Origin of the sequence: uncultured Paraglaciecola sp. (assembly GCF_937123705.1) — a bacterium.
In the GTDB taxonomy this organism is placed as follows: domain Bacteria; phylum Pseudomonadota; class Gammaproteobacteria; order Enterobacterales; family Alteromonadaceae; genus Paraglaciecola.
On sequence record NZ_CAKZKO010000091.1, the window covers coordinates 36,189 to 52,936 of the forward strand.

Sequence of the window (16,748 nt, forward strand, 5' to 3'; positions counted from 1 at the left end):
AGCTAAAAAACGCCAGCAAAATGCCCTTTAATATTGCAATAAATTTTACCGCCAAAAAAATAATTAGAAAAAAATGCATGTTGAGTAGACATTAAATACCATAGACTTTCAAGTGTTAAATAGCCTCTTATGGCTTTAGTTATCAGTTGATTGTCTAATGGATTGTGATACCCCCTAGTACACTAGGAACAAGCCATTTTAACTTGTTGCTGTGTACCCGATAGCGATTTAGAAATAGAGATTCGGCGAGTTTCGAGTTTCGAGTTTCGAGTTTCGAGTTTCGAGTTTCGAGTTTCGAGTTTCGAGTAAAAACACCCTAGTGTATTAGAAGCAATTTAATCAATTAATTGATATTGCTCTGTTAATATCTGAATGATTTCTGCTTTTGGGCTTTCACTCAACACTAGAGGTTTACCTGTAATTTTTTCTGCTATATCGATATAAGTCTTAGACACCTGCATCAATACGTCACTCGGTAAGGCGTTGTCTTTGGCTAATGCTTGGCGCTCTTCCATGCGTTCTTTGTTCAGCAAAATATCGGGATCAGGGAAATGTTTTAACAATAATTGCCTAAATCCTTCTTTGGAATTTTCGACTACCCTACCCTCGGCATATTCTTTAGCATCCCAAATTCTGGATGAATCTGGGGTGCCGACTTCGTCCATGTAAATCAATTTGTTTTGGCCATTTAAGTCTTTGACGTAACCAAATTCAAACTTAGTGTCCACAAACACTTGGCCATTGTGTTGCAATGCATGGCTTATCAATGCAAAGCCTTCAGTGAGCAGTTTTTCATACAAGGCCACATCGTCTTGTTTTTCAAAGTTAAAGGCTGAAAAGCTATTCAGAATATCCTGACGGCTGATATTCACATCATCCGCTTCTGGCACATTGGGAATGCCTTTTAAAATACCTTTGGTAGAGGGAGTCATAAGTAAATGAGTTAACTTACCGTCTTGTTGTAGCCCTTCTTCAAGCTCAATGCCACAAAAGTTTCGCTCGCCCTTTTTGTAAGCACGCCACATTGAGCCGGTAATATATTGGCGACAAATCGCTTCAATCATCACAGGTTTGGCTTTTTGCACTATCCACACAAAAGGATGGGGAATATCGAGGATATGGCTGTCGGCTAACCCTTGTTGTTTAAATAAATCAAACCAGTGATTAGAAATGGCATTTAATGCCGCGCCTTTTCCCGGCACACCTAACATGCCGTCTTCGCCGTGCCAAATACAGTCGAAGGCGGATATACGGTCGCTTATCACCATAATGGCTAAAGGCGTATCAGCGGGAACAGCATAGGATTTTTCGGCAATTAGACGACGGCTATCTTGTTCAGTTAACCAATACACAGAGCGTACTTTTCCACTATGCACCGGTAATTCAGTGCGAATAGGCAAGTCATTGTTAACCGACAAAATTGAATCTGCAATCGACATAATATGCCAACTCCTTAATGGCAAGAGAGTGAAAGTCTCGCGTAATGGTTATTGTAATCGGATTCGCCTCTATTCTTGCAATAAACAGAGGCTAAAAGATCTATATATCTAAGTTGTCATCGGACATGGTTTTTGAAAATGTAGGAAATAAGTCGGTAAGTTTATCCATTGGGAAAGGTGTATTTTCTTCATCTAACAATGTGATAGAGGTTTTATTACCAAGACTTGCTACTTTGAGGCGATATTCTTCAAATTCTAAGTCGAACTCATTCTTGTCATTTGACCAAATGTTACTCCACCAGCTATCGCTTGCACCATTGTACTTAACAAACAATAAACCGTTTGATTTATCGTAGTCTTTAACATCAAAACCTAACTGCCTTAATACTAATAATAGCCTAGGCCAAGTTACATCGTAGTCTGCATTTACCACAAAAGCCGGCACTTGGTCATTATCAACATCCAATTCCATATCTAATCCTTCGCGAATTTTTCGATAGCGTTTAACATTGGCCAGTGTTGTTTCAAACTCGTAGTACTTTACAACACTATTGAGAATTTCAACTTCGTTGCGCCTTTTATCTTTAGATTCCGTAATTTCTGTACTTTGGGTATCTACTTTTTCCTTATAATCAACCAAAGCAACACTCAAACCAGCCGTTCTACCATGGGGCTTTTTATCTAAAGAAAACTCGAACCTTTGAGCTATCGTACGTTCAGATGAAGACCAGCTATACCATTTACTTTCTTCACTTTCATCCTTAACTAGCCAGCTTGTCACTAAGCGTTGTTTATCTTTGTCAAAAGATTCAATCGCCACACCTTCACTTTCCAAAAAGCCCTTGAGGGTATTCCACACAGCGGTTTCTAAAGGCAAGCTATCATCTACTTGATCAAACCATACCGTAGCATTTTTTGATCCCTCTTCAATGTGAGATCCGGCCACAACGGGCAATACCAATGAAGGTGACAACACACTTAAATCTTTACCCAATGATTCAGTTTGGGCGTTAGCCCCTAGTTCAGGAAGTTTGTAGGCATCACTAAATTTAGGTGAGTCAACGCCAGTAGGTAATTGTATTTTTTGGCCCGGTTGCTGTTTGATATAATCAAATGAACCACTGGCTAATTCTCTTTCTTCTAATGAACTACAAGCGCTTAACAACGAAGCCGTTATCACGCTAATGAGTTGAAATTTATAGGTCATGCTATCTCCTTAAGATAATACGCCTGAACTGCGCATGACTTGTTCGATATGTTTTTGACTCGCTAGTTCAGATTCGACTAAAGGTAATCGTAAAAAAGCTGAAGTAGTCAGTCCCATTTTGAGTAACGCCCACTTAGGCAGTACAGGATTAGGTTCAACAAATAACGCACTATGTAAACCCGCTATTTGCTTATCTATTTGTTTCGCCAATTGGAAGTCTTTGACTAAAGCGGCATTACACATCTCAGCCATTTGTTTAGGAGCAACATTAGCCGTCACCGAAATAACACCATGACCACCGTTTTCTAGAAACGCACATCCACTGAGATCATCACCACTTAGCAATACAAAATCATCTGGCACAAGTTTTTGGGTTGCTGCTAAACGTGTTAAATCACCGGTCGCGTCTTTTAAACCTACAATTTTCGGATGATTGGCTAACTCAGCTACAGTCTCTGGTAACATATCCGCAACTGTTCGGCTAGGTACATTGTATAACAACACTGGTAAATCGGTGGCATCTGCTACCGCCTTGAAGTGCGCTATCATGCCTTTTTGTTGGGGCTTATTGTAATAAGGCACCACGCTTAAAAAGCCTGCAATACCAAGACCAGACATTTGTTCGCTTAGAAATATTGCTTCAGAAGTTGAATTTGCGCCGCTTCCTGCAATGACGGGGATCTTTCCTTGCGCATATTCTACTGTATGTTTGACTACTTCGATATGTTCCTGAAAAGGTAAAGTCGCAGACTCACCAGTAGTACCAACAGACACAATGCCATGGGTGCCATTTTGAACGTGATATTCAACTAAGACCTTTAATGACGGATAATCGATTTGCCCGTTATCGTGCATTGGCGTAACTAACGCCACATAACTACCAGTAAACATGTTTTCTCCCAAAAAATTAGCGGCTAATGGTAAAGATCTGGTCTGGTAAAAACAAGCACTGAATAACCTATTAGCTTGGATTAGAATCAAAATGCGATCAACCTTGCTAAGTTAAAATATTTCAAAATCAATTTGGCGACAAAAAACGCTTAAAATGACTACATACAGCTAGCAATTACATTGAGTAAACGCCTATTGGGCTGATTGCTTGGCACTTTTTCTATTAGGTAATGTGGTATATTGCATATCGCTACATTTACTTAATATATTAAGGATACCCATTATGCAAACCCTCAAGGCGGGTGATCTTGCACCGCAATTTTGTTTACCTGATCAAGATAATAAAACTGTTTCACTAAGTGACTTATCAGGTAAAAAAGTATTAGTTTATTTTTATCCAAAGGCTATGACGCCCGGCTGTACTATACAGGCGCAAGGTTTGCGCGACAGCCAAACATCATTGACTGCATTAAATGTAGTAGTTTTAGGTATCAGCCCAGATGCGGTAAAAAGATTGCCGAAGTTCATAGAAAAAGAACATCTTAATTTTACGCTGTTATCAGATGAAGATCATGGGGTAGCCGAGGCCTTTGGTGTGTGGGGATTAAAGAAGTTTATGGGCAGAGAGTACGATGGGATCCACCGCATCACCTTTTTAATTGATGAACAAGGTAAGATAGAGCAGGTATTTGATAAGTTTAAAACTAAGAACCACCACCAAGTGGTTTTAGACTATTTACAAAATTAGTATGGGATGCCGAACCTAGTTCGGCGTCACGTTAAGCCTCTGGCTCTAACTCTTTAGGACTAGACCAAGCATTAGCAACAGCCTTAACTAAGGTAGCCAAAGGGATCGCAAAGAACACGCCCCAAAAACCCCATAATCCACCAAAGAACAACACCGCAATAATAATATACACAGGATGTAAACTCACCGCCTCCGAGAACAATATCGGCACTAATGCATTGCCATCCAATGCTTGGATGATCCCGTAAGCCACCATCAGATACCAAAACGCTGGTGAAATGCCCCATTGAAACAAAGCAACAATAGCGATGGGGATAGTGACAACCGCTGCACCTATGTAGGGTATAAGCACCGAAAAGCCAACCAAAACACCAAGTAGCACTGAATAACGTAAATCCATAAATGCAAAGGTGAGTGCCGACACTGTACCAACAATAATGATTTCAATCACCTTACCCCGAATATAGTTAGCAATTTGCGAATTCATTTCTCTGCCTACCTGCTTAATTAAGCGGCGCTCGCTGGGTAAAAGTGCGGAAAGGTGTGACACTAGAAGCTCTTTATCTTTCACCATAAAAAACACCATCAATGGCACTAAAATCATATAAATGAGTAACGCCCCAAGGCCGCCTAAGGAACTAAAAGACGCCGATAATAACTGTTCAGCCAAACCGACAACTCTATCGTTTATCCCATCTAATACATCTTGAATTTGGTTTAATTGCACTAATTCAGGGTAGGTTTCGGGTAGCCTTAATAGCCACCCTTGCCCCTCTTCCCATATCTGGGGCATTTCTTTAATCAAATTAATACTTTGCTGCGTTACAACAGGCACCAGCCCCACTAAGGTTAATATCGAGACACTAATAAAGCCTAACACCACCAACATAGTAGTATAGCCTCGAGATAATCCTAACTTGGCCAACTGTGCGACCGGCCAATCTAATAAATAGGCGATAACGGCTGCAACAATAACGGGCATCAAAATTCCCCCCCAAATTGCCAACAGTAATGAACTGAAAACTAACATCAGCAGCAGCATCATTGAATCGGGATCTGAAAATTTTCGCTTATACCAACGTTCAAAAACGTTTAACATCTAATGTCCTTGCTTAACTTATGAGAGTCACCAGCTATTGGGTAAGTGGTGATCCTAGAAACTCTTATATATGATGGTGCCAATATTACACAACCCCCACATGATTAAATAGGGGGTAACACTGATCCCAAAAAATAAAGGGAGGCTATTTTTGCAATTAGATTGGACATGCCGTTTTGGCAACGCAAAGGCGATTTTGCAATTGAAAAAATCGCTTAATTTGGGCGAAGTTCCGCACCATTTTCAGATAATCGCGAATAAACTATTAGAACTAGAAGGCACCTTCAGCGACGGTTTTGATAGTAACATTACGTATTTACTCAATAAGAAAAACTGGAACCTTACTAATTGCACAGATGGGAAACCGCCGGTAATACTAAAAAAGCACTGCCATCAATATGCTTTCGATTTGCATTGTTTCCCTGTCATTAACGACGAACCTCAAGCCCAAATCAAACCTTTTGCGGCAAATTCACCATTTAAAGAATACAACCCCGCAAGTCTTGGCCCCGTACTAAGTATCCCAAAGCTTCAGGATTTTATTGCTATAACCATTCGTTGCGGTGATGAAGCAGACATAGAGCTCCTTAAATATGCGCATATGTTGATAGAGCAGTTGTTACAATTACTTCAAGCATCATTGCAGGTTATTGAAAGTAGTGGTCAATCGATTCAGGGGCTGTTTTTGTCAGTTGAACAAGAAATAAAAGATATGAAAACTATGGGAGCTTAAGTGTAGTATTGAACTAATGTCCGCTAATCAACCCATATAATATACGCAAGTCCTGAATAATCACTTTGTATTAAAGCTAAGAGACACTTAAATTAGACCTAATCTATGATAAAAACTATTGCTAAGATTGTTGTTTTTACCTTTTTTTTACTAGGTAAATTATCCGTTAGCGCGGCAAATAAGAAAAATGATTTACCCGAAATAGGCGTTGTTGCCTCTAGTGCTATTACCTTAGATAAAGAGGTGCTGATTGGCGATGCGCTAATGCGGCAACTAAGGGGGCAAGCTCCAATCATTAATGACCCTTTATTAGACGAGTATATTCAGGACATAGGTAATCGCTTGGTCGCACAAGCAGACAATGTAAAATTTCCTTATAAATTTTTTATCCTAAACAGCCCAGATATAAACGCTTTTGCGTTTTTCGGTGGACATATAGGTATTCATACTGGGCTTATATTTAACGCCAGAAACGAGTCTGAATTAGCATCGGTATTAGCCCATGAAGTCAGTCACGTGACGCAAAGACATATAGCTAGAGGGATTGAAGCCAGACAAAAATCATCACCTTTACAAATCGCCAGTCTGTTGGGAAGCATACTATTAGCCGCAGCTAATCCAGAAGCGGGTATGGCAGCTATATCAGTGAGCAACGCCGCTTCTGCCCAATCTTCCATTAATTACACTAGGCAGAATGAAAAAGAAGCCGACCGCGTGGGGATCAATATTTTAGCCGAGGCCGGTTTTGACCCAAACGGCGCGAGTAGTTTTTTCGGCATACTAGCGGAAAAAACCCGACATAAATCAAAAATGTCAGCATTTTTACAGACTCACCCATTGCCTGAATCGAGGATTTCTGACGCCCGCACTCGCGCCGCGACCTATAGGTCACGAAATGTTCCACCTAGTCTCAATTTTCATTTAGCAAAATCAAGGGTACTGGCACGTTACTACGCTAGTCCCAAGCGAAACATTGAATATTTTTCAAATATATTACAGAAACAACAATACGTATTTAAACAAGCCGCAGAATACGGTTTAGCATTATCTTTACTAGCTAATGAAGATCCTAGCGCCGCACTTTCATTAATAGAAGGGTTATTGCAACAAGATCCCGATAACCTATTTTACTTGGATACCTACACTGACGTTGCTATAGAAATGAAACAATATCAAAGGGCCAAGGAGATGTTATCGGCGCAATTGGTACATACACCTTACAATCGTGTATTAACGTTAAACTTAGCCAACTTATTAATTAAAATGGAAGAATTTGAAACTGCAACAACGCTATTAAAAGATTACTTATTAATCAACCCCAACAACATGTTGGCTTATGAGTTGCTTTCTAATGGTTATCAAGCAAGCGAACAAAAGCTCGAAATGCATCAAATAAAAGCCGAAATATTTGCGTTAGTGGCCGCCTACCCGAGAGCTATAGATGAGTTACATACGGCCTACAATTATGCAAGCGAACGCAATATTGAAAAAAAACGCATCCGAGCTAGGATAGACCAATTCAGAACCGCACAAGAACGCTTACAAGCTCTTTAATACTGCAATTGTGCGTTTTAATTTTTCGGCACTTTGTTCACCTTTCAATTGCTTTTGTACTTTGCCAACTTCATTGAGAATATAGGTAGTGGGTAAACTACTGGGTGGTTGAGTCCAAGGCAGGTTATGTATTTTTTCGACTATTGGAAACTGAATATCGTAGGTTTGTTGCAACGTCAAAAGTTGTTCATTGCTAAGAGGATCAAAACTAACAGCGATAATATCTATATCGCCCTTATTTTGCTGATAAAATTTATTTAACTCGGGTATTTCCCGCAAGCAAGGGGCACACCACTGGGCAAAATAATTAACTACAGTCCATTTTTCCTGAGTATTACTCCAACGATGTGTCTGTCCATCTATAGTGCTAAAATCAACTTTTAGCTGTTGCTGAGTCCACAGTCCAACAAACAAAGCTAGGATTGCAATCAAAATAAGTGTGGCATTTTTCAAAATATCTGTGTCCTAATGACTGGTTACGCTCGTAACAAAAAGAATAAAATGTAGAATACTAGGTATCAATACCCTATTTTATCTAAAGTGAAAATTTATGTCTGAATTAAAAATATTCCACAATCCTAGATGTTCAAAAAGTCGCCAAACATTACAGTTACTACAAGAGCGTGGCTATAAACCGACTATTGTAGAATATCTAAAAACACCGGTAAGCGCTCGCGAACTAACCGCCATTATTGAACAGTTAGGGTTTACGTCAGCAAGGCAACTAATGCGAAAAGGAGAAGATTCGTACAAAGAACAAAACTTAGCCGATCCAGACTTAGACGAAAATACTTTAATACAGGCAATGGTTAACACTCCTAAACTTATTGAACGTCCTATAGTTCTCAACCAAGGTAACGCCGCTATAGGTCGCCCGCCTGAAGCGGTATTGGACATTCTATGAGCCAAGTAGTACTGATTTTATATTACAGTCGCCACGGGGCAACACAGGCGATGGCAAATGCGATTGCCTTAGGCGTCGAAAAATCTGGACTTGAAGCCCGTTTGCGTTGTGTACCTGAAGTCAGTAATAATTTAGATCACCAACAAAGTACGGTTCCCAGTGTTGGCGACCCTTATGTTAGCAAACACGACTTGGACGATTGCTGTGCTTTAGCGCTGGGTAGTCCTACCCGCTTTGGCAATATGGCCGCACCATTAAAATATTTTTTAGACGACACCAGTGCCCAATGGTTAGCAGGCACCCTAGAAAATAAACCCGCTTGTGTATTTACTTCTACATCCAGTATGCATGGCGGCCAAGAATCGACCTTGCTTACTATGATGATCCCTTTATTGCATCACGGCATGGTGTTATGTGGTTTGCCCTACTCTACCCCAGAGCTTCATACAACAACGTCTGGCGGTGGGCCTTATGGTGTTTCCCATCTTGCTCAAGGTGAAAACAAAAACAAACTCACTAGCGATGAGCAAACATTGTGTATCGAACAAGGCAGAAGACTCGCAAAGTTTGCGGCGAAACTGCTTGATTAATCAAAATACGGACTTAATAACATGACATTCAACAGTACATTTTTTCGAAGATTAACCCTAAGCAGCTATCTGTTATTGATTGTTTGGTTAATCCTTTGGCATTTTGTGTTAACACTCGACAAAACCACATCAACCTTGTTCACCATTCTATTTTGGATTATGCCTATTTTGTTACCCGCCAAAGGGCTGTTACAGGGTAAGCCATATACCCATGCATGGACTAATTTTATCGTGATGTATTATTTATTACACGGGTTAACGGCTGTTTATGCCGTTGCAGGAGAACGAGTCTATGCGCTGATCGAAATTATTTTGTGTAGCACGTTATTTATCGGTTGTAGTTTTTATGCTCGGATAAGAGGACGGGAATTGGGTTTGGGAATTCGTAAACTCAAAGATGAACTATTAGAAGAAAAACAAGCCTTTGAAGGCCAGCAAAACCACAAATAAGCGGGTCTAAAGCGCTAAGATAGCTTTCACAAAAGGTATGCTGAGCTTGCGTTGCTGTTGTAAGGATTGTTCATCAAGAATATCCAAAGACGCAATTAGCGCCGGCATATCTCGTTGCCAATGATTTACCAGAAACTTGGCGACCTCTTTAGACATGTTCAATCCACGATGTTGGGCCTTTACAATTAACGCTTGTTGCCGCTGCTCGTCTGTTAACGAAAAAAGTTGGAAATTAGTTCCCCAAGATAATCTAGAAATCAGATCGGGTAATTCTAAGGACAACTGTTTTGGGGGTTGATTACCGGTGATCACCAAACTGCACTTAGCCTGTTCTTTCACTCTATTAATTAAATCAAATACCGCAACTTGCCATTCCCGTTCACCTTGAAGTTTTTCAATATCGTCGAGACAAATTAATCGATAATCTTCAAGCCCAAGTAACATATCGGGAGACATATAAGGTTTTTCATTAAAACTAAAATAGATGCAGGACGCATCCATAAGCTCAGCTTGTTGGCATGTTGCATACAATAAATGGCTCTTACCCAAACCTGAATCAGAAAACAAATAAGTCAGCCAATTATTAGTTTGTTCACCTTCATTTTGTGAAAATAGTGCGTTCAAGTGGCTACATGCTTGAACATTTTGCCCCGCAATAAAACTAGCAAATGATTCAGTATCTTTTAAGCCAACGGGCAGCGTGAGTTGGTTATTTACTTGACCCAAAAGAACTCCAAATCAGAAATTCGTTGCCCAAAGTCATCAACAACGGGTCTAATTTTGTTATCTAACCTAAAAGCGTTATTCAAATCTTCAACATCACCTAATAAATCTAACTCAAATGTTGCACGAGGGCCCTGTTGTTTAACTAAAGTCGCATCGTTTACAATGCTCATATTCGCCAAAAAGCTCGATGCTTGGGTGTAATAATTAAGTGAGTCCATATTATTTATTACAATCTGAATCTTAGAGTTTGCTCTATCAACTTTAGACAAATCAATAGCATATTTAGAAGATAACTGATCTGCCAAGCCATCTACCAAGGCTTTTGCAATCAAGGTAGGATTGTCCCCTTGCACCTGCCCCGTTAAAATATCGCCGCCTTCCATCAGAAGCCAATCGGCAAGCCATATTTGAGAAGTGGCTGTATTCTCTGGCGTCGCGACATCAGTTATAAGCGCATTCTTCTGATAAATTCTCGCAGATAGAACCGATGAAGCAGCGTAACGCTCACTTGCCTGTAGTATTTGGTTGTTAAACTCACCCCAGATATCATACACACCAAGGGATTCTACATCCCCCAGGTCCCACAATGGCAAAGTCAAACTTAGTCCTCTATGAGCCGCGCTTGAACGCATTTGTTGGTATATCTCTGGATATTGTGAGGCCGTAACTATCTGCCTTGATAACGCATCTGTTGTTTGAATGGCTAACCACAGAATAGAATCAGGACGCCTTTTATCCCATACAGGAAAACCTGCACTACGAATCAAATTTTGTACGGGATTGGGATCAAAACTAATCACCAAATACAACTGTGATCCTTGCCTGTCATAACTATAAGCTCGCACAAAACGGGTGGCTTTAGGCAAAGTGCTTGTTATTTTTTGATCGTTTAAGAGGTCACTATTACCTCTTACTTTAAGTAGCACTTGCTTAAATGCAAGACTAAAAGCCTTAACTTGCGCTTGCTTTGATTGATTATCTACGGCAATTCTCGCCTCGTATAAATCCTCAATAACCGCCGCTTTAACGCTCTGCCAGCCATTTAGCCACACAAGTAAAAGCATCAGTACTACAGGCTTTAAATTTATTGGCATTGGGGCCAATTCTCCTCAACACATATTTTCGAAATACTTCTGGACGGGTATTGTCATTTATTTGTCAGCAAAATTCATCATTTGTTTACCAAACAAATCTAATCTGGAATTAAAATAGCGCCATTACAAGTGTTTCTTATCCACGGTTTAGGTTATTTAAATAAGATGAATTGGTATTACTTGTTCAAGCTGCTAAAATCTGCGCTCTTTTTTGCGGCCATATTGAGGAAAGTACGTGAGCGATAAAAATTCATCACTAAGTTACAAAGACGCTGGGGTTGATATAGATGCAGGTAACCAGTTAGTCGAAAGAATTAAATCGGTCACAAAAAAAACCCATAGACCTGAAGTCAAAGGTGGTTTAGGTGGATTTGGTGCATTGTGTTCATTACCAGAAAAATACCAAAAGCCTTTGTTAGTCTCTGGAACAGATGGTGTCGGTACCAAACTTAGACTAGCCATGGACCTAAAACAACATGCTGGGATAGGTATAGATTTAGTGGCAATGTGTGTCAATGACTTAATCGTGCAAGGCGCAGAGCCTTTATTTTTCCTCGATTACTACGCCACAGGTAAATTAAATGTCGATACAGCCACAGAAGTCGTCACTGGCATTGGTAAAGGCTGCGAGTTATCTGGTTGTGCCCTAATTGGCGGTGAAACCGCAGAAATGCCAGGCATGTATCACGGTGAAGATTACGACGTTGCTGGCTTTTGTGTAGGGGTAGTTGAGGCAGATGATGTAATTGATGGGTCACGCGTAACCCATGGTGATGCCTTAATTGCACTGGCTTCTTCAGGTCCTCACTCTAATGGTTATTCATTAATACGTAAAATAATCGAAGTATCCGAAAGTGATACCAGTGATACCCTTGAAGGCAAGACGTTATCTGAGCATTTACTCGAGCCTACGCGTATTTATGTCAAAAATGTACTGTCGCTATTAGAGCAAGTTCAAGTGAATGCGATATCTCATATTACCGGTGGCGGGTTTTGGGAAAATATTCCAAGAGTACTGCCACAAGATACTAAAGCTGTTATCGATGGCAATTCTTGGCAATGGCCGGCTATTTTTAATTGGTTACAACAACAAGGTAATGTAACGACCCATGAAATGTACCGTACCTTTAATTGTGGTGTAGGTTTAATTATTGCCTTACCCAATGATAAGGTGGCACAAGCACTAGAGATCCTAAATGGTTTAGGCGAAAACGCTTGGCAGATTGGGCACGTTGAGAACACAGATTCACCAGAACAGGTCGAGATTAAATAAGTGACTAAGCAATCAGCAACAAAGTCTATAGTGGTCTTGGTGTCCGGAAATGGTTCTAACTTACAGGCGATTATTGATAATATCTCTGAAAATAGAATTAACGCTAAAATTGCAGCTGTTGTCGCTAATCAAGCTGACGCTTATGCTTTAGTACGAGCGGAGAATGCGGCTATTCCCGCCATTTTCATTGATCACACAAGCTTTGCAACTCGTGAAGAATATGATGCCAAAATGATAAGTTGTATTGACGAGTTTGCACCGGATTTGATTGTATTAGCCGGTTTTATGCGTATTCTTACTCCTGCTTTTGTTGAACATTATAAAGGTAGAATGTTGAACATTCATCCATCGTTGTTGCCAAAGTACAAAGGATTAGACACCCACCAACGAGCAATTGACGCTGGAGACACGGTGCACGGCGCGTCGGTGCATTTTGTTACACCAGAGTTAGATGGCGGTCCTGTGGTGTTACAATCAAAAGTACCGATATTTGAACAACAAGATCCACAAGAGCTAGCGCAACGGGTTCAGCAACAAGAACGTCAAATGTATCCATTGGTTATAAAATGGTTTTGTGAAGATAGGCTTAAAATGTTTGATAATAAAGCGACATTAGACAGCGAAATATTAACTGAAGAGGGTTATGCAATTGGGTAAATCACTAGCGTTTTTATCAGTATGTTTACTATTTTTAACGTTAAGTGCACAGCCCACTGCTTTTGCTCAAACCGATGCAACATCCGAAGAATTAACAGGATTTGAAGCAGAATACATAGTTTATCGATTTGGTCGAAGTCTAGGCAGAGCAAGGCTAAGTTTAAAAACCGACCAAAACGATCTCTATCGATTAGACTACTACTCAAAGGTTTCCGCGTTCTTTTTATCTGACGTACGCTCTGAAACCAGTTTTTTCACCTTTGAAAATTCACAATTACAGCCCAAAACTTATGCTTACAGTCGCAGTGGCACAGGTTCAAATAAGAGCACTAAAATATTATTTGACGCAGAAAAATCAACCTTCACTGTTAATCAAGCAAAGCCCAAAGCATGGATGGGGCAATTAGATAGCCAACTTTATCGTTTAGATGTGCAGTTAAAATTAGCCTCAGGACAACGTGAATTTGTATATGACGTTATTAATAATAGAGGTGAAATTCGCCACTATGAATTAAAAGTTGTGGGGACAGAACAACTCGACTTACCTTTCGGAATGATTGAGGGGATCAAAATCAAAATACAAAGAACCAATTCATCACGTGAGACCCTAGCTTGGTTTTCACCGCAACTTAACTATCAATTAGTCAAGTTGAAACAATTTAAAAATGGCGATGAACAAGGTGAGATCCGTTTAAAACGTTTCCAATCAACAATATCTAAACTCGCGGCACAACCTTAGTTTTCTTTATCCCGTTAAGCCCTTTATCCTCACTATTGTTTTACTGCAACTGTATATTGGCAAGATGCAATGCTTAGCTATAATACTAAGCCACATAAATAAGTGACCTTGATTTTTCAGTTTCGAAAATATAAGGTTGAATTTCTGGTCTGACCTCTATTAATTGGAGTTATTATGCAAACCCTATTTTGGTTGTTATATGTGCTAGCCGCGTTAGGCATCGTAAGCTATTTTCGAATGAAATTGTTTAACGGGACAGTCGCCGTTTTTGTTTTGTTTGTATTAGGAAGTATATTGGGCTTGATAGGTGAACTCACTTGGTTAGCCTTTTTAATTGTCGCTTTGCCCCTGAATATCGACTCAATACGTAAACAATATATCAGCGAACCTATTCTAAGCATGTACAAAAAAATCATGCCTGAAATGTCGAGCACCGAAAAAGACGCCATTGATGCTGGCACAGTATGGTGGGATGGAGAAATTTTTAGTGGAAACCCCAACTGGCAAACCTTGCATAATATTCCCCAAGCTCGCCTGACGTCAGATGAACAAGCTTTTTTAGATGGACCGGTAGAAGTAGTATGTAGTATGTGCAATGACTGGGAAGTTACCCACAAAAATGCCGATTTATCTGCTGAAATCTGGCAGTACTTAAAAGATCATAAATTCTTCGCAATGATCATCAAAAAGGAATATGGAGGCTTAGATTTTTCTGCCTATTGTCAATCAAGGGTGCTTCAAAAATTATCTAGTGTCAGCGCAGTGTTATCTACTACAGTCGGTGTACCTAATTCGTTAGGACCTGGTGAACTATTACAACACTACGGAACAGAAGACCAAAAAAATAACTATTTACCTAGATTAGCCGTGGGCGACGAAATACCATGCTTTGCCCTAACGGGCCCTGAAGCGGGTTCAGATGCCGGCTCTTTACCCGATAGCGGCATAGTATGCAAAGGGCAATGGCAAGGTGAAGAAGTAATAGGTATGCGCCTAACGTTTAATAAGCGATACATTACCCTAGCGCCTGTTGCCACTGTAATTGGTTTAGCATTTAAAATGTATGATCCTGATGGTTTATTAGGAAATGAAAAAGAATTGGGTATAACCTGTGCTTTATTGCCAAGAGACACGGCTGGAATGGAAATTGGTCATCGCCATTTACCATTGAATATTCCTTTCCAAAATGGACCTATTGTAGGCCAAGATATTTTCGTACCTCTAGACTTCATTATTGGTGGTACCGATATGATCGGTCAAGGCTGGCGCATGCTAGTAGAGTGTCTATCTGTGGGTCGAGTGATCACCTTACCTTCAAACTCCGCAGGAGGAGCAAAAAGCATCGCTTTGGCAACGGGTGCATATGCGCGTATTCGTCGACAATTCAAAATGCCGGTAGGACATATGGAAGGCATAGAAGAAATGTTAGGCAGAATTGGGGGAAACGCTTATTTGATGGATGCGGTCACTTCGTTTTCGACCAAAGGGGTAGATCTAGGTGAAAAACCCTCTGTTATTTCAGCTATCTGTAAATACCATTTAACTGAAAAGATGCGGCAACTTATCAATGACGCTATGGACGTACATGGTGGAAAAGGCATTATGTTAGGCCCAAACAATTATTTAGGCCGTGCTTATCAAGGTGCGCCTATTGCGATCACTGTAGAAGGAGCCAACATTCTTACCCGTAATATGATGATATATGGTCAAGGTGCTATGCGTAGTCATCCTTATGTTTTAACTGAGTTACTCGCTGCTAACAATCCAGATACAGATCAGGGTCTAGAGCAGTTTGATCAAGCAGTATTTGCCCATATTGGTTTTGCCATCAGTAACTTTTTCCGTAGTGCATGGTTTTCATTTACGCGCACACGTTTTACCCACGCACCTTTTAAGGATGAAACTGCTGGCTACTATCGCGCCATGCAAGGTTATAGCACCAATATGGCTTTTCTTTCAGATGTTGCCATGGCGGCTTTAGGTGGTGAATTAAAACGCCGCGAGCGGATTTCAGCCCGTTTAGGTGACATATTGAGTTATCTATACCTTGGCTCTTGTGTATTAAAGCGTTTCGATGATGAGGGACGAAAAGCTGAAGATCTGCCCTTAATGCACTGGGCCATGCAAGACAGCCTACACAAGCTAGAAACAGCCTTAGAGGAACTGCTCGACAACTTCCCTTCTATGCTAATGGGCAAAACACTAAAGTGTATCATTATGCCATTTGGGAAAAAGTATAAACGCCCTAGCGACCAATTAGAGCATGAGGTTGCGACTTTACTACAAACCCCCAGTGAAGCTCGTAATAGACTCGGTGCAGGCCAGTATTTGTCTCGAATAGAAGGCAGTTTAATGGGCGATTTAGAGCAAACTCTTGAGAACGTCATTGCTGCCGAGCCTATTTATCGCACTGTATGTAAAGCGGCAAATCAGCATTTGCCTTTTACCGAGCTAGATAAAATCGCCGATATGGGACTTAAATTAGCGGTAATATCTGAAGAGCAAGCCACATTACTTAGAGAAACCGAACAGGGGCGCCTACGTACCATAAATGTAGATGAATTCGACCATAGTGAGCTTGTACAAAGCACCGCAAAAGCCAAAGCTAAAAGAAAGCCGAGGGCGAAAAAACCAGCTTAAAAAA

17 protein-coding genes are annotated in these 16,748 nt (G+C 40.4%); 10 read left to right on the forward strand and 7 right to left on the reverse strand.

Going from position 1 to position 16,748, the window contains the following annotated elements; translation table 11 throughout:
* Positions 1-335 precede the first annotated feature (335 nt).
* From Q0688_RS12405 to dapA, 3 genes are all read right to left on the reverse strand, one after another.
* On the reverse strand, positions 336-1,439 hold the full coding sequence (locus tag Q0688_RS12405; protein ID WP_299076894.1) for a phosphoribosylaminoimidazolesuccinocarboxamide synthase: 1,104 nt from the start codon (positions 1,437-1,439) through the stop codon (positions 336-338).
* Positions 1,440-1,539: 100 nt separating this feature from the next.
* Entirely contained in the window at positions 1,540-2,646 is a 1,107-nt protein-coding gene (gene bamC, locus Q0688_RS12410; protein WP_299076897.1) for an outer membrane protein assembly factor BamC, read from the reverse strand.
* 9 nt (positions 2,647-2,655) lie between these two features.
* Complete coding sequence (gene dapA, locus Q0688_RS12415) at positions 2,656-3,537, reverse strand: 4-hydroxy-tetrahydrodipicolinate synthase (RefSeq protein ID WP_299076900.1); 882 nt, start codon at positions 3,535-3,537, stop codon at positions 2,656-2,658.
* Positions 3,538-3,820: 283 nt separating this feature from the next.
* On the opposite strand from dapA, the gene bcp reads away from it, so the two are divergent.
* Positions 3,821-4,285 carry a thioredoxin-dependent thiol peroxidase gene (gene bcp, locus Q0688_RS12420; protein ID WP_299076904.1) on the forward strand — a complete coding sequence of 155 codons (465 nt, stop codon included), beginning with the start codon at positions 3,821-3,823 and terminating at the stop codon, positions 4,283-4,285.
* Positions 4,286-4,316: 31 nt separating this feature from the next.
* Here the strand turns inward: bcp and Q0688_RS12425 are convergent, their stop codons facing one another.
* A complete protein-coding gene (locus Q0688_RS12425; RefSeq protein ID WP_299076906.1) occupies positions 4,317-5,384 on the reverse strand; it encodes an AI-2E family transporter in 1,068 nt (355 codons plus the stop codon).
* 202 nt (positions 5,385-5,586) lie between these two features.
* Between Q0688_RS12425 and Q0688_RS12430 the strand changes: the two genes are divergently transcribed.
* The gene (locus Q0688_RS12430; RefSeq protein WP_299076909.1) at positions 5,587-6,117 is read left to right on the forward strand and encodes a hypothetical protein; all 531 of its coding nucleotides are present in this window, start codon (positions 5,587-5,589) and stop codon (positions 6,115-6,117) included.
* Between the two features lie 105 nt (positions 6,118-6,222).
* A complete protein-coding gene (locus Q0688_RS12435; RefSeq protein ID WP_299076912.1) occupies positions 6,223-7,671 on the forward strand; it encodes a M48 family metalloprotease in 1,449 nt (482 codons plus the stop codon).
* On the opposite strand, the gene Q0688_RS12440 is transcribed toward Q0688_RS12435, so the two are convergent.
* Entirely contained in the window at positions 7,657-8,124 is a 468-nt protein-coding gene (locus Q0688_RS12440; protein ID WP_299076915.1) for a TlpA disulfide reductase family protein, read from the reverse strand. The genes Q0688_RS12435 and Q0688_RS12440 overlap by 15 nt on opposite strands.
* Positions 8,125-8,221: 97 nt before the next feature.
* Between Q0688_RS12440 and arsC the strand changes: the two genes are divergently transcribed.
* From arsC to Q0688_RS12455, 3 genes are read left to right on the forward strand one after another with little or no spacing between them, the layout of a single operon-like run.
* The gene (gene arsC / locus Q0688_RS12445; protein WP_299076919.1) at positions 8,222-8,575 is read left to right on the forward strand and encodes an arsenate reductase (glutaredoxin); all 354 of its coding nucleotides are present in this window, start codon (positions 8,222-8,224) and stop codon (positions 8,573-8,575) included.
* Complete coding sequence (wrbA, locus tag Q0688_RS12450) at positions 8,572-9,165, forward strand: NAD(P)H:quinone oxidoreductase (protein WP_299076922.1); 594 nt, start codon at positions 8,572-8,574, stop codon at positions 9,163-9,165. Before arsC ends, wrbA begins: the two co-directional genes overlap by 4 nt.
* A gap of 21 nt (positions 9,166-9,186) precedes the next feature.
* The gene (locus Q0688_RS12455; protein ID WP_299076925.1) at positions 9,187-9,615 is read left to right on the forward strand and encodes a DUF2069 domain-containing protein; all 429 of its coding nucleotides are present in this window, start codon (positions 9,187-9,189) and stop codon (positions 9,613-9,615) included.
* A 6-nt stretch (positions 9,616-9,621) separates the two neighbouring features.
* Here Q0688_RS12455 and hda read toward each other — a convergent pair whose 3' ends face one another.
* Complete coding sequence (gene hda / locus Q0688_RS12460; RefSeq protein WP_299076928.1) at positions 9,622-10,341, reverse strand: DnaA regulatory inactivator Hda; 720 nt, start codon at positions 10,339-10,341, stop codon at positions 9,622-9,624.
* Positions 10,329-11,435 carry a DUF2066 domain-containing protein gene (locus Q0688_RS12465; protein ID WP_299076931.1) on the reverse strand — a complete coding sequence of 369 codons (1,107 nt, stop codon included), beginning with the start codon at positions 11,433-11,435 and terminating at the stop codon, positions 10,329-10,331. The genes hda and Q0688_RS12465 overlap by 13 nt, the downstream gene beginning before the upstream one ends.
* Positions 11,436-11,670: 235 nt before the next feature.
* Between Q0688_RS12465 and purM the strand changes: the two genes are divergently transcribed.
* The 4 genes from purM (at position 11,671) to fadE (ending at position 16,744) form a co-directional block, all read left to right on the forward strand.
* Positions 11,671-12,708, forward strand: coding sequence for a phosphoribosylformylglycinamidine cyclo-ligase (gene purM, locus Q0688_RS12470; RefSeq protein ID WP_299076935.1), 1,038 nt, complete (start codon positions 11,671-11,673; stop codon positions 12,706-12,708).
* Positions 12,709-13,365: a phosphoribosylglycinamide formyltransferase gene (purN, locus tag Q0688_RS12475; RefSeq protein WP_299076937.1), complete on the forward strand. Its 657-nt coding sequence runs from the start codon at positions 12,709-12,711 to the stop codon at positions 13,363-13,365.
* The gene (locus Q0688_RS12480) at positions 13,352-14,104 is read left to right on the forward strand and encodes a DUF3108 domain-containing protein (protein ID WP_299076940.1); all 753 of its coding nucleotides are present in this window, start codon (positions 13,352-13,354) and stop codon (positions 14,102-14,104) included. Before purN ends, Q0688_RS12480 begins: the two co-directional genes overlap by 14 nt.
* Before the next feature lie 174 nt (positions 14,105-14,278).
* The gene (fadE, locus tag Q0688_RS12485) at positions 14,279-16,744 is read left to right on the forward strand and encodes an acyl-CoA dehydrogenase FadE (protein ID WP_299076943.1); all 2,466 of its coding nucleotides are present in this window, start codon (positions 14,279-14,281) and stop codon (positions 16,742-16,744) included.
* The last annotated feature ends 4 nt before the right edge of the window (positions 16,745-16,748 follow it).

What these genes read in the sequence shown, in the direction of transcription:
- bamC (WP_299076897.1), bottom strand. Translation starts at nt 2,646, where the DNA reads ATGACCTATAAATTTCAACTCATTAGCGTGATAACGGCTTCGTTGTTA.
- arsC (WP_299076919.1), top strand. Translation starts at nt 8,222, where the DNA reads ATGTCTGAATTAAAAATATTCCACAATCCTAGATGTTCAAAAAGTCGC.
- bcp (WP_299076904.1), top strand. Translation starts at nt 3,821, where the DNA reads ATGCAAACCCTCAAGGCGGGTGATCTTGCACCGCAATTTTGTTTACCT.
- Q0688_RS12465 (WP_299076931.1), bottom strand. Translation starts at nt 11,435, where the DNA reads ATGCCAATAAATTTAAAGCCTGTAGTACTGATGCTTTTACTTGTGTGG.
- wrbA (WP_299076922.1), top strand. Translation starts at nt 8,572, where the DNA reads ATGAGCCAAGTAGTACTGATTTTATATTACAGTCGCCACGGGGCAACA.
- Q0688_RS12405 (WP_299076894.1), bottom strand. Translation starts at nt 1,439, where the DNA reads ATGTCGATTGCAGATTCAATTTTGTCGGTTAACAATGACTTGCCTATT.
- dapA (WP_299076900.1), bottom strand. Translation starts at nt 3,537, where the DNA reads ATGTTTACTGGTAGTTATGTGGCGTTAGTTACGCCAATGCACGATAAC.
- Q0688_RS12480 (WP_299076940.1), top strand. Translation starts at nt 13,352, where the DNA reads ATGCAATTGGGTAAATCACTAGCGTTTTTATCAGTATGTTTACTATTT.
- fadE (WP_299076943.1), top strand. Translation starts at nt 14,279, where the DNA reads ATGCAAACCCTATTTTGGTTGTTATATGTGCTAGCCGCGTTAGGCATC.
- Q0688_RS12425 (WP_299076906.1), bottom strand. Translation starts at nt 5,384, where the DNA reads ATGTTAAACGTTTTTGAACGTTGGTATAAGCGAAAATTTTCAGATCCC.
- Q0688_RS12435 (WP_299076912.1), top strand. Translation starts at nt 6,223, where the DNA reads ATGATAAAAACTATTGCTAAGATTGTTGTTTTTACCTTTTTTTTACTA.
- Q0688_RS12455 (WP_299076925.1), top strand. Translation starts at nt 9,187, where the DNA reads ATGACATTCAACAGTACATTTTTTCGAAGATTAACCCTAAGCAGCTAT.